The organism is Jeotgalibacillus alimentarius, from assembly GCF_000829445.1.
GTDB lineage: Bacteria > Bacillota > Bacilli > Bacillales > Jeotgalibacillaceae > Jeotgalibacillus > Jeotgalibacillus alimentarius.
This window is the reverse complement of record NZ_JXRQ01000026.1, coordinates 1-18,332: the sequence shown is the minus strand read 5'-3', so window position 1 is coordinate 18,332 and position 18,332 is coordinate 1. Positions and strand designations below refer to the sequence as shown.

19 protein-coding genes are annotated in these 18,332 nt (G+C 37.7%); 8 read left to right on the top strand and 11 right to left on the bottom strand.

Annotated features, from left to right (window positions below; all coding sequences use genetic code 11):
• Positions 1-253 precede the first annotated feature (253 nt).
• Positions 254-1,990, bottom strand: a complete 1,737-nt coding sequence (locus tag KP77_RS14190) for a TcaA NTF2-like domain-containing protein (protein ID WP_152614745.1) — start codon at positions 1,988-1,990, stop codon at positions 254-256.
• A 245-nt stretch (positions 1,991-2,235) separates the two neighbouring features.
• Between KP77_RS14190 and KP77_RS14185 the strand changes: the two genes are divergently transcribed.
• From KP77_RS14185 to KP77_RS18445, 5 genes are all read left to right on the top strand, one after another.
• Positions 2,236-3,063, top strand: coding sequence for a Yip1 family protein (locus tag KP77_RS14185; RefSeq protein WP_041123400.1), 828 nt, complete (start codon positions 2,236-2,238; stop codon positions 3,061-3,063).
• Between the two features lie 231 nt (positions 3,064-3,294).
• A complete protein-coding gene (locus tag KP77_RS14180) occupies positions 3,295-3,609 on the top strand; it encodes a hypothetical protein (RefSeq protein WP_041123399.1) in 315 nt (104 codons plus the stop codon).
• A 462-nt stretch (positions 3,610-4,071) separates the two neighbouring features.
• On the top strand, positions 4,072-4,386 hold the full coding sequence (locus tag KP77_RS14175) for a magnesium chelatase subunit ChlI family protein (RefSeq protein ID WP_041123398.1): 315 nt from the start codon (positions 4,072-4,074) through the stop codon (positions 4,384-4,386).
• A gap of 4 nt (positions 4,387-4,390) precedes the next feature.
• Complete coding sequence (locus KP77_RS18450; RefSeq protein WP_235420729.1) at positions 4,391-4,765, top strand: transposase; 375 nt, start codon at positions 4,391-4,393, stop codon at positions 4,763-4,765.
• Positions 4,731-4,997 carry a hypothetical protein gene (locus KP77_RS18445; protein WP_235420728.1) on the top strand — a complete coding sequence of 89 codons (267 nt, stop codon included), beginning with the start codon at positions 4,731-4,733 and terminating at the stop codon, positions 4,995-4,997. The genes KP77_RS18450 and KP77_RS18445 overlap by 35 nt, the downstream gene beginning before the upstream one ends.
• Positions 4,998-5,254: 257 nt before the next feature.
• Here KP77_RS18445 and KP77_RS14165 read toward each other — a convergent pair whose 3' ends face one another.
• Positions 5,255-7,804 (bottom strand): autotransporter outer membrane beta-barrel domain-containing protein, encoded by a 2,550-nt coding sequence (locus tag KP77_RS14165; RefSeq protein ID WP_041123397.1) that lies wholly within the window; start codon positions 7,802-7,804, stop codon positions 5,255-5,257.
• Positions 7,805-8,208: 404 nt separating this feature from the next.
• Between KP77_RS14165 and KP77_RS14160 the strand changes: the two genes are divergently transcribed.
• Both KP77_RS14160 and KP77_RS14155 read left to right on the top strand, forming a co-directional pair.
• The gene (locus KP77_RS14160; protein ID WP_041123396.1) at positions 8,209-9,147 is read left to right on the top strand and encodes a hypothetical protein; all 939 of its coding nucleotides are present in this window, start codon (positions 8,209-8,211) and stop codon (positions 9,145-9,147) included.
• A gap of 25 nt (positions 9,148-9,172) precedes the next feature.
• The gene (locus KP77_RS14155; RefSeq protein WP_041123395.1) at positions 9,173-9,898 is read left to right on the top strand and encodes a hypothetical protein; all 726 of its coding nucleotides are present in this window, start codon (positions 9,173-9,175) and stop codon (positions 9,896-9,898) included.
• Between the two features lie 228 nt (positions 9,899-10,126).
• Here the strand turns inward: KP77_RS14155 and KP77_RS14150 are convergent, their stop codons facing one another.
• The 5 genes from KP77_RS14150 to KP77_RS14130 all read right to left on the bottom strand — a co-directional run bounded on the left by KP77_RS14150 (position 10,127) and on the right by KP77_RS14130 (position 14,497).
• Positions 10,127-10,897 (bottom strand): hypothetical protein, encoded by a 771-nt coding sequence (locus tag KP77_RS14150; RefSeq protein ID WP_041123394.1) that lies wholly within the window; start codon positions 10,895-10,897, stop codon positions 10,127-10,129.
• 25 nt (positions 10,898-10,922) lie between these two features.
• The gene (locus KP77_RS14145; protein WP_041123393.1) at positions 10,923-11,792 is read right to left on the bottom strand and encodes a tyrosine-type recombinase/integrase; all 870 of its coding nucleotides are present in this window, start codon (positions 11,790-11,792) and stop codon (positions 10,923-10,925) included.
• Complete coding sequence (locus tag KP77_RS14140; RefSeq protein ID WP_041123392.1) at positions 11,789-13,585, bottom strand: DUF927 domain-containing protein; 1,797 nt, start codon at positions 13,583-13,585, stop codon at positions 11,789-11,791. The genes KP77_RS14145 and KP77_RS14140 overlap by 4 nt, the downstream gene beginning before the upstream one ends.
• 103 nt (positions 13,586-13,688) lie before the next feature.
• Positions 13,689-14,069 (bottom strand): hypothetical protein, encoded by a 381-nt coding sequence (locus KP77_RS14135; RefSeq protein WP_041123391.1) that lies wholly within the window; start codon positions 14,067-14,069, stop codon positions 13,689-13,691.
• A complete protein-coding gene (locus tag KP77_RS14130) occupies positions 14,066-14,497 on the bottom strand; it encodes a hypothetical protein (RefSeq protein WP_052474282.1) in 432 nt (143 codons plus the stop codon). The genes KP77_RS14135 and KP77_RS14130 overlap by 4 nt, the downstream gene beginning before the upstream one ends.
• 431 nt (positions 14,498-14,928) lie before the next feature.
• Between KP77_RS14130 and KP77_RS14125 the strand changes: the two genes are divergently transcribed.
• A complete protein-coding gene (locus tag KP77_RS14125) occupies positions 14,929-15,447 on the top strand; it encodes an arginine repressor (RefSeq protein WP_041123390.1) in 519 nt (172 codons plus the stop codon).
• Between the two features lie 132 nt (positions 15,448-15,579).
• Here the strand turns inward: KP77_RS14125 and KP77_RS14120 are convergent, their stop codons facing one another.
• From KP77_RS14120 to radC, 4 genes are all read right to left on the bottom strand, one after another.
• The gene (locus KP77_RS14120; RefSeq protein ID WP_041123389.1) at positions 15,580-16,458 is read right to left on the bottom strand and encodes a tyrosine-type recombinase/integrase; all 879 of its coding nucleotides are present in this window, start codon (positions 16,456-16,458) and stop codon (positions 15,580-15,582) included.
• A 300-nt stretch (positions 16,459-16,758) separates the two neighbouring features.
• Positions 16,759-17,040: a hypothetical protein gene (locus tag KP77_RS14115; protein WP_041123388.1), complete on the bottom strand. Its 282-nt coding sequence runs from the start codon at positions 17,038-17,040 to the stop codon at positions 16,759-16,761.
• An 11-nt stretch (positions 17,041-17,051) separates the two neighbouring features.
• A complete protein-coding gene (locus tag KP77_RS14110; protein WP_052474279.1) occupies positions 17,052-17,381 on the bottom strand; it encodes a hypothetical protein in 330 nt (109 codons plus the stop codon).
• Between the two features lie 12 nt (positions 17,382-17,393).
• Entirely contained in the window at positions 17,394-17,897 is a 504-nt protein-coding gene (gene radC / locus KP77_RS14105; RefSeq protein WP_041123387.1) for a RadC family protein, read from the bottom strand.
• Positions 17,898-18,332: the final 435 nt, after the last annotated feature.

Here is an 18,332-nt window from a genome sequence, read left to right as displayed (position 1 = left end):
GAGACAATTACGATACAGGAGTTTTCGTTTTCTTTCTATTTATAGCTGTTAATTTGTGCTAAATATGGGCTCTTACCACAGGTTGTGGTGATGAACCATTAGTATGTCAATATATTTATCATTTTAGCTACATTAAAAGTTGCCTATTGACTTCCGCTTCAATCACCAGCTGTGTTAAAACCACATTGGACTTTAACATAGCAGTGATTTTAAAAAAAGAATGAATATAATTATTCATTCTCCCTCATTTGTTTTATAATTCTTTCGTTTCAATCAATTTCCAAGCTTTTAATTCTCCATTTTCCAGGACAAGTTCCGTTACCGTTCTGAAGGTCATATCCTCATTTCCGTCTTCTCGATGAATAATGAATGATTCGAGTGTTGTTGCCGTAATCGTATTTCCATTTTGCTCAAATGATTCGAGTACCGCTCCCTTAAAAGTTTCCGTAATATTTTTGGAGTCCAGGTAATCAATATATTCTGTCTGGATGCCTTTTAGCTCTGAATCTTCTGCAATCAAAGATGCTACTAAACTGTAATCTACTTCATTAATGGCTTCAACTGACTTTCGGCTGTAATTCTCCATAAAGCCTTCTACTTGTTCAAATGTAAAAGAGTCTCCGGAAGCTATTTTTGATGAGCCGGTGCTTTTTGAAGTAAAAGTAGTAACTGCAGGTGTCATCACATCTTTATATGTGTAAGCATCTGTCGCATAAAAATAACACTCATTTACTTTCCATGATTGATCTACCTCATTGAATAACAAATGCAAATCACACGCGCTTCCACCAAATTCAAAGTCAATCGATTCCGCTGACATTGAAAAAAGTAAGGGAATACTATATCCATACTGATCATTTCTGTTAATAGGCTTTGCTTCACTGAAATCAAAACCTAACTCTTTTAATTCGATCGTGCCTTCAAAGTCATGATCTGCATAGTAATCCATTTCATCCATCCACTCGTTAGTAACCGTTGTAACAGCTGTTTTTCCACCTGAAACATAATGATTCAGGTATTCTTCTGCATACAACGCCGTCTGATCAATGATAGATTTTTTCAGCTCTTCAGCTGGTTCTGGTGGTGAAATTTCCATGTATGTATCAGTTATGATAATTTCTTCACTTATCTGGCTTCCCCACGGGTATAAAAATTCAATTTGTGCAACTGATTTTCCATCCAAAGCTAGAGGACCAATTTCTTCTGAATAACCATAATCATCAATTGCATACTTTTCTCCATTAAAAACCAGATCTGCTTTGACTCCTGAATGGTTAACTAATGAAAAAGCAGCGTATTCTCCACCTAAATCAATCGATACAACGAAAGGTTCACGAACCGTATCTTTTAATACTTCCTTAACAGTACCAAAAAGTTTTACAGTTTCCTTTTCATAAGTAGAAGTAATGTCATAAATCCCTGGAAATAATGGGCCGACTGAAAAACTTTCATCTTCCTGCTCCCGCATAATACCTTTTATCTCTCCCACTAAAACGGTAGCACCTTTTGGTTGATCGACTACTTGTAAGAATTGATTTTTTCCCATTATCTTATACTGCGGAAAAATGAAAAATCTTCGATCATGCTTTACTGGAATAAACAATTCGTTAAATACATATCTTTCAGTAGGTCTGCTCTTCAATTCCATTCTTAGTTCCTCATCTTCTTCAATCAACCGAACGGCTGCTTTTGCCTCTGTTTTAGTTATGTCACTTCCATCTTCTCTAACACTGAGACCCTGAACCGACTTCCAATCTTTTTCATGAAGACTAGTTAAGAATCTATCTGCTACATTTTCAGCAGAATAATATGAGCTGACGCTCAAGTAACCTCCAACAAGCAGAACAATTCCCGCAATCATTCCTATGAGTCCGGCATTAACTTTCTTTCTTTGCGTCTTTTTCCCCCTATCTGCCTGAAGCGATTGACCACAGCTCCTACAAAATGGTTCTCCCTTTTCGTAAGAAGCACCACAATTTGAACAAAACATTAGATACATCCTTTCTCTCAAAAAACAAACATAAAACTATATTATCATTAAAGTGGTTATAAAAGGTAATATATTTTAGGATGAAGGATCTAGGGATCTTCTTTATCGGTCAAGAGAAAGGAATAAAGCAACGTTTCTCAATCATTCTCTCAAACTTATGGTTGACAGTTGAGTAAATTATTTCTAGTATAAATAAGTAATAGTACTTATTTCATTAGACTTTATTCACAAAAAGGAGAGATAGAATGATTTGTTCGACATGTGGACATACTCAAGTAAGTGGAAATTTTTGCGGCAAGTGCGGTGCTGATTTACGACATCAATCTTCTGAAGCAACTACTGATGTTCAAAAGGAAACAGCTACAGCCTATGAACATCCCGCAGCTGCAGCAAGCGTGGCTCCACCAAATGAATATTTAGACAAAGCAAAGAAAACATCTAAGGGGTATTTTACATACATAAAAAACTTCGTTAAATATCCATCAGGCATTTTTAAATCTGCTGCAGCCGAATTTACAAATGGACTCATTTCATTAATCTTATTCACAGTACTATTCTCTTTTACTATTTATTTCTTCGTTCAAAGTATAGCTCGTTCAATGTTCGGCGGAATGGGAGATCTATTCATGAGCGAATATGCAGGACCGTCATTTTTTACGATTTTTAGTCAATCATTTTTGTATACAGTCATTTATATCGCCTTAATTGCAGCATCTATTTTTGTTATTACAAAATTATTCAGAACAGATCATTCGTTCAAAGAAATCGTTTCCACTTATGGAGTGCATATGATTCCGAGCTTGATCTTAATCGTTCTGTCCATGGTTCTGATAATTATGGATGCCTACACTTATGGTGTGTTTTTCATTGCGCTTTCTGTCCTCTTTGCAACTATTTTTGTACCAATTTATATGGTTAGCTCTATGTTAACGAGAAATGCAAAATCAATTGATCCTTTTTACGGTTACATTAGTTACCTTGTTTTATTTGCAATTATCACCTCAGTTTACACAGGTCTTCTCGCCGATTCTGCTATGGGTAATTTGATTGATGAGATCGGGTATTATCTGTAAATCTTAATGATCGCGATTCACATAAAAGGCCTAATGAATTCTGCATTAAGTAGAATGGAAAATCAGATTAATAGGATGATATATAAATAGTTTGTTTTTATGTATGACCGAATCATAATAAGATTTTAAAGAATATCCTATTATTTTTTTTAAAATTCTTTTTACTTTACTATTTATCCTAATAATTCAAAGCTATAATATTTGATTAAATTGAAGTGTGGAGGTTCTAAAGTGAAAGTTAAATTAGTAAATAATGGTGGCGTTGTTAAAGTAGTTAAAGTTGGCTTCAGTTGGACCACTTTTTTCTTTGGTTTCTTTCCGGCATTATTCAGAGGCGACCTGAAATGGGCACTCATTATGTTTATACTTGAGGCGGTTTTGGGGTCATTTACACTAGGCATTGGAGCATGGATAACAGGAGTTATATTCTCATTTAAGTATAATAATATATACATAAAAGAATTGATAGAAAAAGGATATACTCCAGTATCACAGGAAGATAAAACAATTTTACAACAGGAAGATATTATTACCAGAGCGAGATAATACTTTTCCGAAGATTTCATGGATTTACTAAAAAGCAATCTTTAAAAAAGCAAAGGCTGAACATATCAGACTTTGCTTTTTTGTTTTGTTGAAACTATATATGAATGGATTTCATAATTGCTCTTTTAGGTTCAACCAGAAAAGCATTCTTGTATTCGGAAAGTAAGAAATGTCGGAAGTGGCAAATAAAAATACTTACCCACTTACAGTAGTTGAATAGACTCCTTATAGCGGGAGCTATCGCCTAGAAATACTAATAAATTTGAATGATGTATTAAAAGATCGATGACGGTTTCTGTTAAAATTTGATCTCCAAACAAATGATTCTATTTTTTAGTTTCCTGTCCTCTGCACATTTATGACTATTTACTTTCATTTATAAAAAACCACAAAGCGAGTGACAGCTTATCGCCATCACTCGCTTCTTTTTACTCCATATTCATTTGTAGTGAATAGTCCGAATTGTGTTCAGGACAGGGAGCTGTTATTAAGGCAAGAAAAATTCAGCGGGAACGCTATGGTGCTAACTATACGAATGGCATTGTCCCTATTAAACTTTTTGAAGAAACAACCTCGTTTACAATAAAGCAGCGCAAAAGAGTCCAGGATGTAAGCTTTGCAGAAAAACTAAGCAGCCGGTCTGCAATGAAAATATTAAGACTTGCCCAGACCATCTCTGACCTGAATGGCGAAGTGGAAATGAGTGATCAATCCGTCGAAGAAGCACTTCAGTGGAAAATTAAAGCAGCAGAAGTTCATCAGTCTTTGATGAGGTAGCCCCATGACCGAAAAAAGACACTTTAAACAGGATGCTTATTATCATGTAATAATGCGCGGCAATAACCGGGGATTTTTCTTCAGAAGTAAAGAGGACATGGCGGAACTTGAGCGTGCACTGCTGCATGCTTATCTGAAATATCCCTTTACCATTCTTGCATATTGCTTCATGACAAATCATTACCACCTGCTCATCCGGGCGGAAAAAGATCCGCTCGGTAAAATCATGGCCGTTGTTAATCGCCGCTACAGCGATTCCTATTCGAGCCGGTACGGACAATATCGGCCGGATTTATCAGAAACGGTAATTCGCAAAAGAAGTGGAAGGGACAGCTTGACTGCTGATGGTGAGCATCTATATTCACCGCAATCCGATTGAGACGTTGATTCCAATGGTACAGGAGCTGGTGAATTATCCATACAGATCCTACCCTCTGTACGCAGATGACACCGCCTCTGCTCCGCCTTACCTGGACCGTTCACTATTAAAAGAGCTACTGCCTCACGGATTTCAAAAAACAAACGCTGAGTATGCCCGGTACTGTCTCGAGTACCGGGCATATGTTGAAGAGGATCGGCATGCGCCAGATGGAGGAGTACCGGAGATGTGAGACATACTTGTCAGTCACACAGACTGACACTTCAGAACTCCCTACTTCAGAACTCCCTGTCCCGCGCACATTTATGACTATTTACCTTCTTTTATAAATAAACAAAAAACGAGTGACAGCACATCGCCATCACTCATTTTTCCTTACTCCATATTCATTTGTAGTGAATAGTCCGAATAGTCTTCGGGACAGGGAGGAATTTTCGATATCCCTTTATTCAATTGACTTGAATAAACTGAATTGGACAGGGAGTTTTATTACTTAGTAAACTTAATAGTTACAGTTACTGGTCTTTCAAGTAAATTCTTCTCAGTAACACTTGCAGGTTCGTTATTTCTAGTCACTTCAGTAAGAAGTACCTTAAGAGTACCTTCCTCTTCATCACTATCCAGAGTAACTGTACTTAAACTATTTACAGAAGCTCCAATAGTAGCGTCTAAATTAGTAGAATCAACCACAGTACCACTGAATGTTAGATATTGTGGATCTAACAGGTAGCTACCCAGACTTGTACCAGCATTGTCGAAGTTAGCTTCAGCTTCACCATATGATGAAAGTCCTAATGACATTTCTTCACCATTTTGATCAAGGACAGTAATTACATTACCAAGTGAGTATCCATCTTCACCATTTTTTAGAGCAATAGACTGAACACCTGAAGTGTAAGTATCGAAAATAAACTCATCCTTAGCAGCAAGTCCAAAAATTACATCATCCAGTCTTACAGAAGAATTTGCCGCAGTACCTACAAGCTCATTATAATCACTTACATCAACTGTTAGATTTGTAGCAATATTAGCTTTATATCCTACTGAATCAGAGTTAGTAACTAACACATCTACAGTTTGTGCAGTAATAAGATCAGTTGTAGCAGCAGATGCATCACCTGTCTTAGCGTCTACAGTAATTTTACCGTTTTCTCCGAATAGAGTAGGTGCTGATGCATCAACAAATGTGTAAGTTACTTCAGCATCACCTGTAGTTAAAAGAGCTGAATTAGATGTAAGGTCACCAGTTACTCCAACCCACTCGTCAATAACGGTATTCGTAGTAGTGAAATCAAAGACAACTTTTTCATTTGATGAAAGTGTCACATCGTCAGCAGTATTATAAAGTCCATCAGCACCAGCAGTAACAGTTTCATTTACAGCATCATTTCCTGCAGTTACTTGACGCACCTTATCTCCTTGCGCATCAACTTCCCAAAGTTCAAGTGTAGAAGATAACGTAGAAGATGTACCAGCATCTAAATCGTTAGATTTAAATACTTTTTGACCTGCTACAGAAGAAACATCTTTGATAGTGACAGGTAATTGCTTAGAAGCAACCTCTTTATTTGCACCATTCGTAGTATCAAAGAATTTAACAGTTACATTTGTAGATTCGTCACTGTTGATGTTACGTTCTACTGCAGTTAAATTTAGACCTGAAAGAGTAGATTTAACAGTTCCAGTTAAAGCGGGAAGTGAATCAGTACCAATAGAATTTGCTCCAGTAGCACCTTCAAATGTCAGCTTGTTGCTGTCTACTGCAAGAACAAGTTTACCAGTCTTTACTGTAGTTCCAACAGTGTAAGTAATTGCAACTTCAACTTGACCGTCACTTACCTCATAACCAGTAGTGTTAAAGTTTGTATCTAATGCAATATTCACATCATTATATTTATTATTAGACTGAGCAAGAGCAGTATCATTTAAGAAAAATGCACCGTACTGATCTAAAAGATCAATTGAAAATGTAGTTGATTTTAATGAATCATCAACAACATCTTGGTTTGTAGCTGTTGCCGCATCTGGTGTAACCTGTGCACCAAAACGATCTTCTGATACCTGAAGTGCACTCTTAGAAAGATTAAATGTCTTCACTTCAGGCGCTTTACGAAGCTCAACAACTGCGTTGTAAGTGAAAGAACCTTTTGTAACTTTTACTGTTGCAGTACCTTCAGCGTTATTAGCTGCATAGATAATTGCTCCTGTGTTTTTATTAACTTGAAGTAAATCAGAACCAGAAGTTACTTCATAAGTTACATTCTCACCGTTTGATGTCACTAACTCTTCTGTTAATGGATCTCCATTAGCATCATCAGCAAATACATTTAAGAACTTACCTACATTTGTTTCATTTGTGTAAAGGATTGTTCTGTTGTTATCTAGAGCTTCTGCAGCTTCAAATTCAACTGTGTTTTCAAAATCACTTAGATCTTGTCCTTCGATTGTAAAACCAGCTACTTGTGATGCAGCTTGACTTTTAGCAGAAACTTTAATGTTTCCTGTTTCAAGTACAGTTCCATCAACAAGTGTGTAAACGATATTTACAGTTGCTTCACCAGCACCAATTACTTCACCAGCACTAGTAACTACAGCAGTGTTGTTAGTTTGGATGTTTTTACCGTTAGCAGCGATCATACTTTCAGAAACTTCTTTTCCATCCTGACGTACTACTACAAAATCATATAGAGAAGGAGCAGCTTCGTTGTCATAAAGTGTGAAAGAAGATTTTGTTAGTTCGATATCTTTTGCTTCAGCTACTTCATAAGTGAAAGATGCTGAAGAGTCTTCGGAACCTTCAATACCAGTTGCAGTCACAGTGTAAGTAGTTCCATTTGAAAGGTCAGAACTTACAGTTAGTGTAGCAACATTACCATTAACAGCTACATCAGTAACTGACAGGTTAGATACTTTAAAGTTATCTTCAGTTAGACCTGAAACTGATCTGTTGAATGTAACAGCAATTTGTTTAGAGTTAATCGCACAAAAATAACCATAAATTCCCACTAAATCAGATCGCTCAAACTCCAATAAACTCAACGATCTTTCGACCCTCCTCCAAAAATGTGTTGTAGTTCAATAGAAAAGCAAACTAAAATGTTGCAATAAAAAAGCTTCCAGTAAAAAATCAATAAAAGCTTTCCAATAGAATTTTCTCCCTGCTTAACAACTCCGGACTTCCGATCGGACCTAGAAGGACCTCGCTGAAATTGATGTGCCTCAACAATAGATGAAGAACGACCCTCCCGGACCCAATATTTTTGATGAAAATAAAAATGAATTCTTTCTAATAAAAAGTAAAGGAGTTGTCCAACTTTCCTTTCCTTCGAAATAACAGATACAAAAACTTTTGTTAAATTTAAACAAAAATTAATACCGATACTTTACGCGCAAAGGTAGGATTTTTCTGATAGTCTTATTCTTAACAACAAAGGAGTGAGATCATGTATCAATTTACCTCAGATAGTGAAATAGATGTTGAGCTGTTTGCATTCGTGTTTTCAAACATGAAAGAAACTGTCATAGAATCTGAAAATGACTTTGAGAAACTACTAACCGCGACGTTTAATGAAAAGTCTTTGTACAATTTGTTCCTTGAAAGTTTGAAAGAGCATTATAAAAATATTATCAGTCATCTGGAACCTAACGTTGAGCAAATTCAGTGCTATGAAAAAGAACTACTTCAAGTGAAGGCGTTATCTAATGAACCAACTACCGAGAACCTTAACTTTTTATATCATTTAGATGGTGCATTGACCTTCTTAATAGAAGAGTTTGGAAGCATGTATGATGTGCTGGACGACATCAGATCTACCAATCGTTACTTCCTACAACAAGGTAATCAAAACATTCCACAACATATATCCAGGCTTGCAATGAATCGGATTGATGATATCAATGAAGGATTCAACAACTTACGTTTTGAAGTGGTCAATTACTCATCAGGTTTTATGGTTAGACATTCTGTTAAGAACCTGGATGACTTTTTCTATCATTCATTGTTCTATTTATTAAGAACGAATCCGACCTTACCATATTGTGAAAGCTGCAAGAAAATTATTCCTTACCCTTCAAATACTCAAAAAGAGAGAATGAAGAGGTATAAACCAATCTATCATCAAGAAACTGATGAAGGATATGAAAATTGCCGATTCAATTACGAATCTGCTCGACAATCAAAAAAGCAAAAGAACTACTACTTACGAACAAAATTACTACACATGCTCCAAAAAAAAGCTGATGACACTGGCAAGGTTCTGATTGATGATCAAGTTCATTTTCACATGAAGATGGACTCTGAAAGTCTTGCAGATGTTTTAAATGGACTAGTAAAGAATGATCGAATTGAAAAGATCGATTCACTGACCTACAGAATTCTATGACTTATTAAAATATGGAGGTACGATTATGTATAATAGCCGAGTAATACCACATGACTCACACCAAAACTATCTGATTAACAACAACTTCACATTTTTTGGTTCGCCCGTCTATCCAGTAGACCCTGAACTTCAAAACTTCCGCGATCTGAGAAGAGAACATCTTAACCGCTCTGAAGATGAAAATTACATGCTATATAATGCAGCATACAACAGTAGTCCATTTCTACAACAACTGCTCATGCAATTTGGTATAAACATGAATTACGTATTGTTTCTACAAAAAGCCGGAGATTTTGTTGTAGATATATATGGAGAATGGTATTTAGTCGATATCAAGACAACAAACTATGCAGATGGTATATTCCATCTGAACTTCGATGCTTATCTTGCATACGAGGATCTACCTGTAGAAAAACGTAATAAGGTTTACTTTCTTTTCTGTGATGATGCAACACAAAATTACTATGTAGTGAATTACAATCACTTGAGAATTGAGCCAGTATGTTACGTATATCCAGAAGTTCTTCCTCAGCGCTTTGAACAAATACGTAACTCTAATCGGTTTTTTTCAATTGAGTACAATACTAATCCCAATCCAATTAAGGGAATTGATCCAACAACTAACGCCTACTTCAAAATTTCTTTACATGATCAACTACCAGGTGTTGTTCAGCCGCTCCAACAATGCATCAATCAACTTAAGAATCAGCACCAGCAGTCCATCAACTCACCGCAACACATGAATCAATAAAATACAGCAACACTTCACACAACAAGCAAGACAGCAAACACTAACTACCATTCCTGCTCTGACCTATGCAGAAAGATGTTTGGATAACACCCACACTCCTTACTTCAAGAGGTGCATCATCAAAAGTTTCCCTCTATTAAAAAGAGTGGGTCCGATCGGGTCGGCAGGGTCGATTCCTTCTATTATGTATGTAGCATCAAAAAAAGTGAGTGATCCGGGAAGGACCATTCACTTTTTGCGTAGAATTGGATTGATGATGTGTCCATGACCATACTTCCTGAAGAAGTCTATCAGTGCGATTTCAAACAGTTCTCGCTGTGTCAGGTTCTTTTCAGCACAGAATTCCTTCACCACCTCCTGCAGACTGGTGATCATCTGTATGGTCTTTGTAGTCGGCACACCGGGAAGACCGTATTTCGGAAACGAATTCGTATCTTCAGTACTTTGAAGTAATTCCATCAGCTTGTCTTTATTTTGCTCAATGATTTCAAGTATCGGGAGGTACGTTTGAAAATCAGTTAAATCTTTGGGCGGACGATCAGGTAGCTTAATCATACCCGAGGAATCCTCCAATTTATCTTTATCAGGTAAAGTTGCTTCTTCAGGTATGCCAGACATTTTTTCATAGTTATTCAGCTTACTATTCCAGAAGTATCGTCTGACTTTCATGTGATCGGCAAGTTCCTGATGATTTTTAAAACCTAGCTGCATTGCGATCTGTCTGACGTCTGCATCTTTATCTTTTAGCATCATGATGACCTTTCCTGCTTTTGTACGATCGATTGATGCGACTTCAGGCGTTGTCTCAGGCTGGTCCAGAACGTAGGTTCCAGCTGTTCGATCCCACTTAAATCCTTTGCGTCTCATGTAGATGTCTAACGTTTTATAGTTCTTGTGGCCAAAGGACGAAGCGAGTTCGTCCCTTGTCTTATTATTTGCTAGTCCTTGCAGCACTTCTTGTACTCTTTCATCTTCAAATGCCGGTATCATCGTATTCATCTCGTTTTCACCCTTATTAATTGATTTAGATCGCGTTGATTGCTTCAGTTAAAAGTTCAGCATTGGCGTGAACATAAATCGACGTTGTCTTCAGGTCACTGTGCCCTAACAATTTCTGTATACTCACTGGATTTACGTTTCTGACAACTAATTGGGATGCAAAACTGTGGCGCATCGTGTGCGCAGTTACCCTTTTGTTCCATCCGAGTGTTTTGACTGATTCCTGGAGCACTCTATTAACGTAGGCTGCTGAAATCTTTCCTGTTTTTTTAGTCGCAAAGAAATGGTCAGATGTTGTTTTTGGTCTTACTTTTTTTAGGTATTGCGTTAACAATGGATTTAATTTTGTGCTGATCGGTACATTACGATCTTTCTTCCCTTTTCCATTCTTGACATAGATGACGCCTTTTTCTAAGTCCACGTCACTGAGTTTTAATGACAAACACTCAGAAATGCGTAAACCAGACATAAAAAGAAATTGAACAATCATTTTAATGATCGGGTGACGAATTTCTTTGACTAATAGATTTATTTCTTCCTCTGTTAAATAGGTTCGTTCCTGTTTTTGTACCTTCACCTGATCAATCGGTGCAGTCGGATTTTTCGTACTGATGCCTTTTTTGTTAACGTACTTATAAAATGCACGCAATGAATTCAGATGTCGATTTCTGCTGGATGCTTTGTACCCTTTTTCATCTTTAAGCATTTTTAGATATACTTCAATATCTTCAGTCGTAATGTCATCTACGTACACTGGCCCATTGTTTCTTGATTCGAGGAAGACCCGGATTAACTCCAGGTCCATCTTATAGCCTCTTATGGTTTGATTGCTGCGTTCTTGCGCAATCATCCAATCTACGTATGTTTCAGTAGCATGCTTTAACAGTACACTCATAACGTTTCTCCTTTCTCACCCCAATCAATTGAACCACGCAATTCTTGATCTGTTTGTGTAATCGTTACGCGTTTACTGGGTTTCCTACGATTGTTTTCACGAATAGGCGGTGAGGGTTTTGGATTTTCTTCAAACACTTTATTATCTAATACAAGGCAGTAAAATTGAGCGCGATTGTCCTTCTGCTTGTACTGATCATCTACTTCAGGAATGCTTTTTTTTATGACGTTTTTATCTTTCGCACCTTTAACAACCCCCTTTTCTTTCCACTTTTTCACAATCAGATTCGGATCAGAGAAATCACCATCTTTAAGTAGGTTTTGTAAGATTGATGACACGATGTACACTTCCGTATTTCCATTTTTGTATTCAATTGCTCCCCAGCATTCTCTCTCCTCAAATTCAAATAAAGCCGTTTTAAATTTCTTCTTATTCACATACAACTGGTTTACAATGTATTTCAGCGCACGTTCAGTAATGTCGCGCTGGTTTGCCATCTCCTGATCCTGCGCAATTAACATATCCAATACACCATCATGATCAAACTTTAATCCGAGCGCTTTTTCAGCTATCTCCCCAGCTAACATCACAACTGCAAACTTGTCTGACACTCTTGAAGAAAAAGCATCTGTTTCTTGCATTTTTTCCAAGCACAACTGCTTCAGTTTCTGCCACCTATCAATGACGTCATTTTCATCAAGTGTCAGCATATGTTGCACAAACGTCACACCTGCATGACCGTAATGCTCGTTCAACCCTACTTTTAACCGATCTGCATTTTTCGCGTTTTTCGTCCACTCTATGTCTTTAAACTCAAACAGGCGCATCATGAGTCCGGTATTCTGATTTGATTTTTCAAGCAGCGAGTGCTCAGCAGTAAAAATGAAGCTTGTCTCCCATGAATCTATTTCTCTCAGCTCGGCTTCTTTTGTCAATCGCATTTTGTCATTGCCAGCAGCCAACTTATAAATAAAGTCAGTAAAGTTTCTTCGGGTATCACTTGATGCTTCATCCAGGACAAACGGTACACCTGTGTTATTAATCAGCTGTCTGTAAAGTGCATTAGCCGTTGAATTAAAGGAACGAATGAGTCCATTTTTCTTATCAGACGGTTTACCGAATGCTGACACTGCAAGTCTTGCCGCAGTCGTTTTCCCTGTGCTTGACTCCCCTGACAAATGAAACAACAGGCTGTCCGTGTCGATGAATTTCTGTAGATATCCTACAACCGGTGCGGAAAAGCCAAGCATTAAAGCCAGTTCTAAGGGTGCGTGGCCAATGACTTCTTTCTTAATGATGCTTTTCCACCCTTCCAGGGAGCCAGTCGGTTCGATGTTAAAAGGACCACTATAGATGGATTGAAGTGACTTTGACCCATGTAGCTGATGATGCTGGTAAATCAATTGATCTTCCTTAACCCACCAACCCATTTTTGAATGCTTATTGTAAAAAGGGGCGCTGCTTTCCTGGAAATTCAGAAAACGATTTACCCGAGCTGCATTATGAAAGGATGCGTCTACCCCTTTACTCACTAACTTTTTAAACTCAGTTAGTTCTAGCTGTCTTCTAGAAATGAGAAGCTCCATCATTTGACCTTTATAAACATATTCAAGGACTAACTCAACTTCCTTAGAATGAAGATCCTGCGTAATTTCTTTGATTTTCACATGCCGACTGATGACCTCTTCTTTCGGGGCATCCTTCTCCCCTTCTTCTGGATCTGAATTCTTGTAGTACAATTTTCCGTTTTTCAATGTGTATCGACCAAACTTTTCTTCTTTTTTCTCCGACATACTTAACGCTCCCTGTTAAGGAACTTGTATCATACTGAATATTCAGTATTTTAAAGAGATACAAGTCCCCCTTTTTGTGTATCTTTTCACAATAATTCTTAGATTAGTTTGCTGTCATACCTTTAAAGTGATTGATTATAATAAGCGGTGGTCTATCTATGCCGTTCAGGTACTGTATGTCTACAATGCATTGCTTTCCAATGAGATCATCAACATCATATTCTGTTCTGCAATCAGAATCATCAGCAGCGAGTTGACAAACTTCTTTAATGGTTGCTCGATCAGTTATATCATTCATTTGCTTTGAAATTGGCACAATGCCTTCTTCACACATGATATGACCTTCAATATTAAGTGAAAGTATTTTAATGGAATCTGTGTAGTGTAGCTTTATACAATCAATGTGCGTAATGTCAAAAACGTATTGACCGGGCGGTAAGCTTCTTATTCTTCTATGCACAGGCCGGTTGATTCGATGCATCATTCTGCTTCCTCTTCACTTTGCGACTGAAGTCTAATGACTACAACTGGTTCATCATTTATCTCAGTATAGGTCGCCTCGTAAAAGGTTAGGCTAACCCCTCCATTAAAATTCAGGTCAAACATTTCAGAGATCTCACGTACCAGCTCTGCGTTGTAGACAATTTTTTTCTTCCCAGTCTGTTTAGCTACGTATGATTCTGCAGTTTCGGTTAGATGCTCAGCCACAATGATTCCAGTGTCCAGGAAGCCTATTTGAACTGATTCAGGATTGTTTAGATGCTCACTTACTTTTGAACTGAACATGAGACGTTTGCTGTTTTTGCTTGCGTTTACGATGGACAGTACACCTCCATGCTGACTGCGACTCGATCCGGCTTTTGCTTCAGGGTAAGTGATTTGTTCAAGATTAATCGTATTTGTAGTTGTCATGGTTAAATCTCCTTTTGATTAACATTTTTGGTTGCACTACTTTCGTTGATCATTTTTGTTGCTCATTCAAAACGTCGATCTTATTCATAGGGTGATAGATTTAACTTTCGTATATTCACATCATTATTCATCACTTATTATCGCACCTCCTTGCTACGATTACTAATTTATCAAGGTTCTTGTAATACGTAAAGCTACTGAAATTGAATAAATTCCTTCCGTATGCTAATATCTATTCATCAAATGCACTATTATTGACTGTTTTACTTCAATCTGATCCAATGTGACTGAAATGCAGTCGAATATCGAGTGAATGGTGTAACTCCCTGCATTTTAGACACTTTCAGTTAAATAACATGTTTTTTGATAAAAATTAGAGGTATTTGATATGAATAATTTTTTTGAAGCTTAATAAGCAAAGGAGGTATATTTTGACTTATAAGGAAGAATCAAGTGATAAAGCGAAACAGAAAAAACTTAGACATAAAAAAATTAAAGAAATCTTTGATCAAGATGTAGTAATTAATTCCCACGCTACATTAATTAGTAAGTTAAAGAATAATTTTAAAGTAGAGCAAGCGACAATCTCTCGTGATTTAAGAGAATTAGGATACGTGTATGATAAAAACCAAGGAAAGTATATACCTAAACGCTCAGTTCGAAAGAGTTCCTTGTTGAGTGAAGTAAATAGGCTTTTAGTAGATTCAAATGCAGTAGTTCATACTGGTGTGATGGAAATGGTTCTCATCAAATCATCAGCTGAATATGCACTATTATTAAGCCAAAAAATCGAAGAGTATTTTGAAGACAACGAAGATTTTAAAGGCGCGCTTCCTCACATGAATGGTTATGTGGCAATTTATTTTCATTCTAAATTTAAGGATCGATTCCTGAAAGAGTTGAAAGCTTTAACTAAAGAGCTAGATGCAAAGAAAAGAGCCGAAAGCTAATTGCTTAGCGGCTCTTTCTGTTAGAGTGAATGAAGAAACTTTGAGATTCGTGTTTTTTTGTGGACTTGGCCTTGAGCTGACTTCAACTATTGCCAATGCCACAAACCCACCTTAAAACGACTGTTACACGTTTTAAAGCAGATCCACAGCTAATTTCTTATCTAATTTTGAAATTTGTACGTAAAACTTCGCACTTGTCACTACACTGGAATGTCCGAGCAATTTGCTAACTGTCGTCAAATCTACCCCTCTACGGATCAGCCTTGTCCCAAATGTATGTCTTAACAGGTGAGGATGCAGATGAAATCCTAACTCCTCACCAATCTTTGCAAGCATGACCCGAATGGCATCACGATGCATCTTCCCCTGGCGTTGGCTGAGTAAAAGGATGTCACTTTCTTTAAACTTTGATGATGCTCGTTCGCCTTGTTCATAGATTCTGATGAGTGACAGAACATCAACGCGTAAGCTAATCTCACGAATCTTACCTCCTTTTCCATTCACTTTTAATGTAGACGTAAGTGGATCAATGTCAGATCGTTTGATTTGAATACATTCACTCACCCGAATTCCGGTAAACAAAAGTAGATACACAATCAATCGATCTCGAGCACTTACATTTGATGGCCCGTTTACATAGAACAACAGCTGATTTACTTCTTTGTCTGATAGTGCAGTCACTTCATGTTCACTACCTGCCGCAACCTTAACCCGATCACGTTTTAATGATAAGAAGGGGGAAGAAATCACACCCTTCTCTATTAAAAAGTCATGGTAGACTTTCAGACTATTAATCTTTTTATTCATTGTGGCAATCGCATATGATCCATCCATCATGAATTCCTTATACTTTACAAAAGCAAATCTTGAAAGTGGCTGTGATTCATCAGCTGCTTGATCAGTTAAAAATTGTTGAAATGATTTTAAATCACCCGAGTAACTTTCGATTGTTTTAGGACTCTTTCCATCTTCTATTAGCCACTGCTCGAATTCTTTCCTAAGCTGATTCACTTTGTAGGCACTCCTTTCCCCAAATAAAAAAGACGATCAATGCAATCTCTACATTCATCGTCCTTACTATGCCCAATCATTTGCTAATTCTTTTACAATCACACTTGCCACTGCAACAACAATTGCTAGCACAAATTTCTGCCACATATGTTTCACCTCCTCTCAAGATCACACTCACGACAGTTATATAATTATGGAGTGAGTTTTTTCAGTGCAAAACATTAAAGATTGCTGATTTATCAACGAAGTACCCTGTGATGCCATTCACCTTTTACTTATGTCGTCAGATTCAGCTGGATTTCAGGTACTTATGTCGTGAGATTGCTCCAGTGTAGAAACCAGTTCTTCAAGATAGTCCATGTAGTCTTCAACAATTTCCCTGGATCGAACATTTGGTATAGACTGTATGCCACGCTTGATTTCCTCAAAGTTTACTTCCACTTCTGAAATGATTGCTTCATCAAGCAGTAGTTCAACCAGTTCTTCTTCACTCATGGTTTCTGATTCGAAAAATCCTGTAGCTTCGTCGATTTCTCTAAAATAAACGTCACCATTCATCATAATTTTCTTATACTTCTTCATTGTTGTGCCTCCTATTCGATGTCACCGTTGATGACTTCATTTTCATTTACTTTCTTCCTGTACACAGACTGACCATTCTTTAAAATGACCTGCATGAGCCATTCCTTCGTTTCAGGATGCAATGCAATGGCTCCTAGCCAGTCATTCCCTTTCGAATCATAGACCAGCATTGTTTCAAACAGTAATGCATCCGGCACATCTTCAAGGTACTCTGCCGGAACCAATGCCTGATCGATTTCGTCGACAAACAATTCCACGCCTTCATAGCCAATGTCAGCTTCAGTGATCGTCAGATCAAATGTTTCTTTCATGACTCGGATGAACCAGTCTAACTCCTCCATGCATGTTCCCTCCTAGAGATAGCCTTTTTCCTTCAGTGAGACAAAACTGTTTTCCCCGATGATGATGTGATCAAGCAGATCAATTCCAACAATCTTTCCTGCTTCTTTTAATCTTTCGGTCACGTTAATGTCTTCTCGTGATGGAGAAGGTTGACCGGAAGGATGATTGTGACCTACAACGAATGAAGCTGCATTTGAAAGAATGGCAGATTTCATCACTTCCCTCGGATGCACAAGACTCGCATTCAGACTTCCGATGTGGCAGATGTTAATCGACACCGGCTGATTCTTCGTGTCCAGGTTCACGACAATGAACGCTTCCCGATCTAAGTCTTCAAGGAATTGCTTCATCAGCTGGTACACATCTTCCGGTGATCGGACTGAGCGGTCTTTGTAGAGAATGCTGGATTCTTTAACAAGTCTGAGTGATACAATGTTGATCCGTTTGGCTGGCAGCGGTTTGATCGGTTCTTCCTTCAGTAATGAAAGCTGCCTGTGATTGTGTTTGTATTGCATACGAACTCCTCCTTCAATTGAAAAAAGCCTTCACACCGGGTAGGCATGAAGGCTTCTAATGATGATTCAAGGATATAATATATGCTTATGTTTTAATTCATTACAAATCATGAAAGAAAATAGAAAGCGAGCGACAGCACATGGCCATCACTCGCTTTTCTTTACTCCGTATTCATTTGTAGTGAATAGTCCGAATTGTGTTCAGGACAGGGAGCGGTTTTTCCTCCACTTGGCCATCACTCTTTTCTACGTCCCTCTATTCATTGACTTGAATAGTCTGAATTGTGTTCAGGACAGGGAGGATTTACCACTTAAATGTGAAAAAGCCTTCACACCGTGAACTGCGCCCTGTCAAGTAGACAGTAAAAAAGAAAAAAGGTTAGAACTACGCTACGGCCTGGTACCGATACTCTATCGGTGCCAGGTTGTTTAATT

Bases quoted from the DNA above. Each gene is read 5' to 3' on its own strand.
- KP77_RS14190 (WP_152614745.1), bottom strand. From the start codon at position 1,990: ATGTTTTGTTCAAATTGTGGTGCTTCTTACGAAAAGGGAGAACCATTT.
- KP77_RS14185 (WP_041123400.1), top strand. From the start codon at position 2,236: ATGATTTGTTCGACATGTGGACATACTCAAGTAAGTGGAAATTTTTGC.
- KP77_RS18450 (WP_235420729.1), top strand. From the start codon at position 4,391: ATGACCGAAAAAAGACACTTTAAACAGGATGCTTATTATCATGTAATA.
- KP77_RS18445 (WP_235420728.1), top strand. From the start codon at position 4,731: ATGGTGAGCATCTATATTCACCGCAATCCGATTGAGACGTTGATTCCA.
- KP77_RS14160 (WP_041123396.1), top strand. From the start codon at position 8,209: ATGTATCAATTTACCTCAGATAGTGAAATAGATGTTGAGCTGTTTGCA.
- KP77_RS14155 (WP_041123395.1), top strand. From the start codon at position 9,173: ATGTATAATAGCCGAGTAATACCACATGACTCACACCAAAACTATCTG.
- KP77_RS14150 (WP_041123394.1), bottom strand. From the start codon at position 10,897: ATGAATACGATGATACCGGCATTTGAAGATGAAAGAGTACAAGAAGTG.
- KP77_RS14145 (WP_041123393.1), bottom strand. From the start codon at position 11,792: ATGAGTGTACTGTTAAAGCATGCTACTGAAACATACGTAGATTGGATG.
- KP77_RS14140 (WP_041123392.1), bottom strand. From the start codon at position 13,585: ATGTCGGAGAAAAAAGAAGAAAAGTTTGGTCGATACACATTGAAAAAC.
- KP77_RS14135 (WP_041123391.1), bottom strand. From the start codon at position 14,069: ATGATGCATCGAATCAACCGGCCTGTGCATAGAAGAATAAGAAGCTTA.
- KP77_RS14130 (WP_052474282.1), bottom strand. From the start codon at position 14,497: ATGACAACTACAAATACGATTAATCTTGAACAAATCACTTACCCTGAA.
- KP77_RS14115 (WP_041123388.1), bottom strand. From the start codon at position 17,040: ATGAAGAAGTATAAGAAAATTATGATGAATGGTGACGTTTATTTTAGA.
- KP77_RS14110 (WP_052474279.1), bottom strand. From the start codon at position 17,381: ATGGAGGAGTTAGACTGGTTCATCCGAGTCATGAAAGAAACATTTGAT.
- radC (WP_041123387.1), bottom strand. From the start codon at position 17,897: ATGCAATACAAACACAATCACAGGCAGCTTTCATTACTGAAGGAAGAA.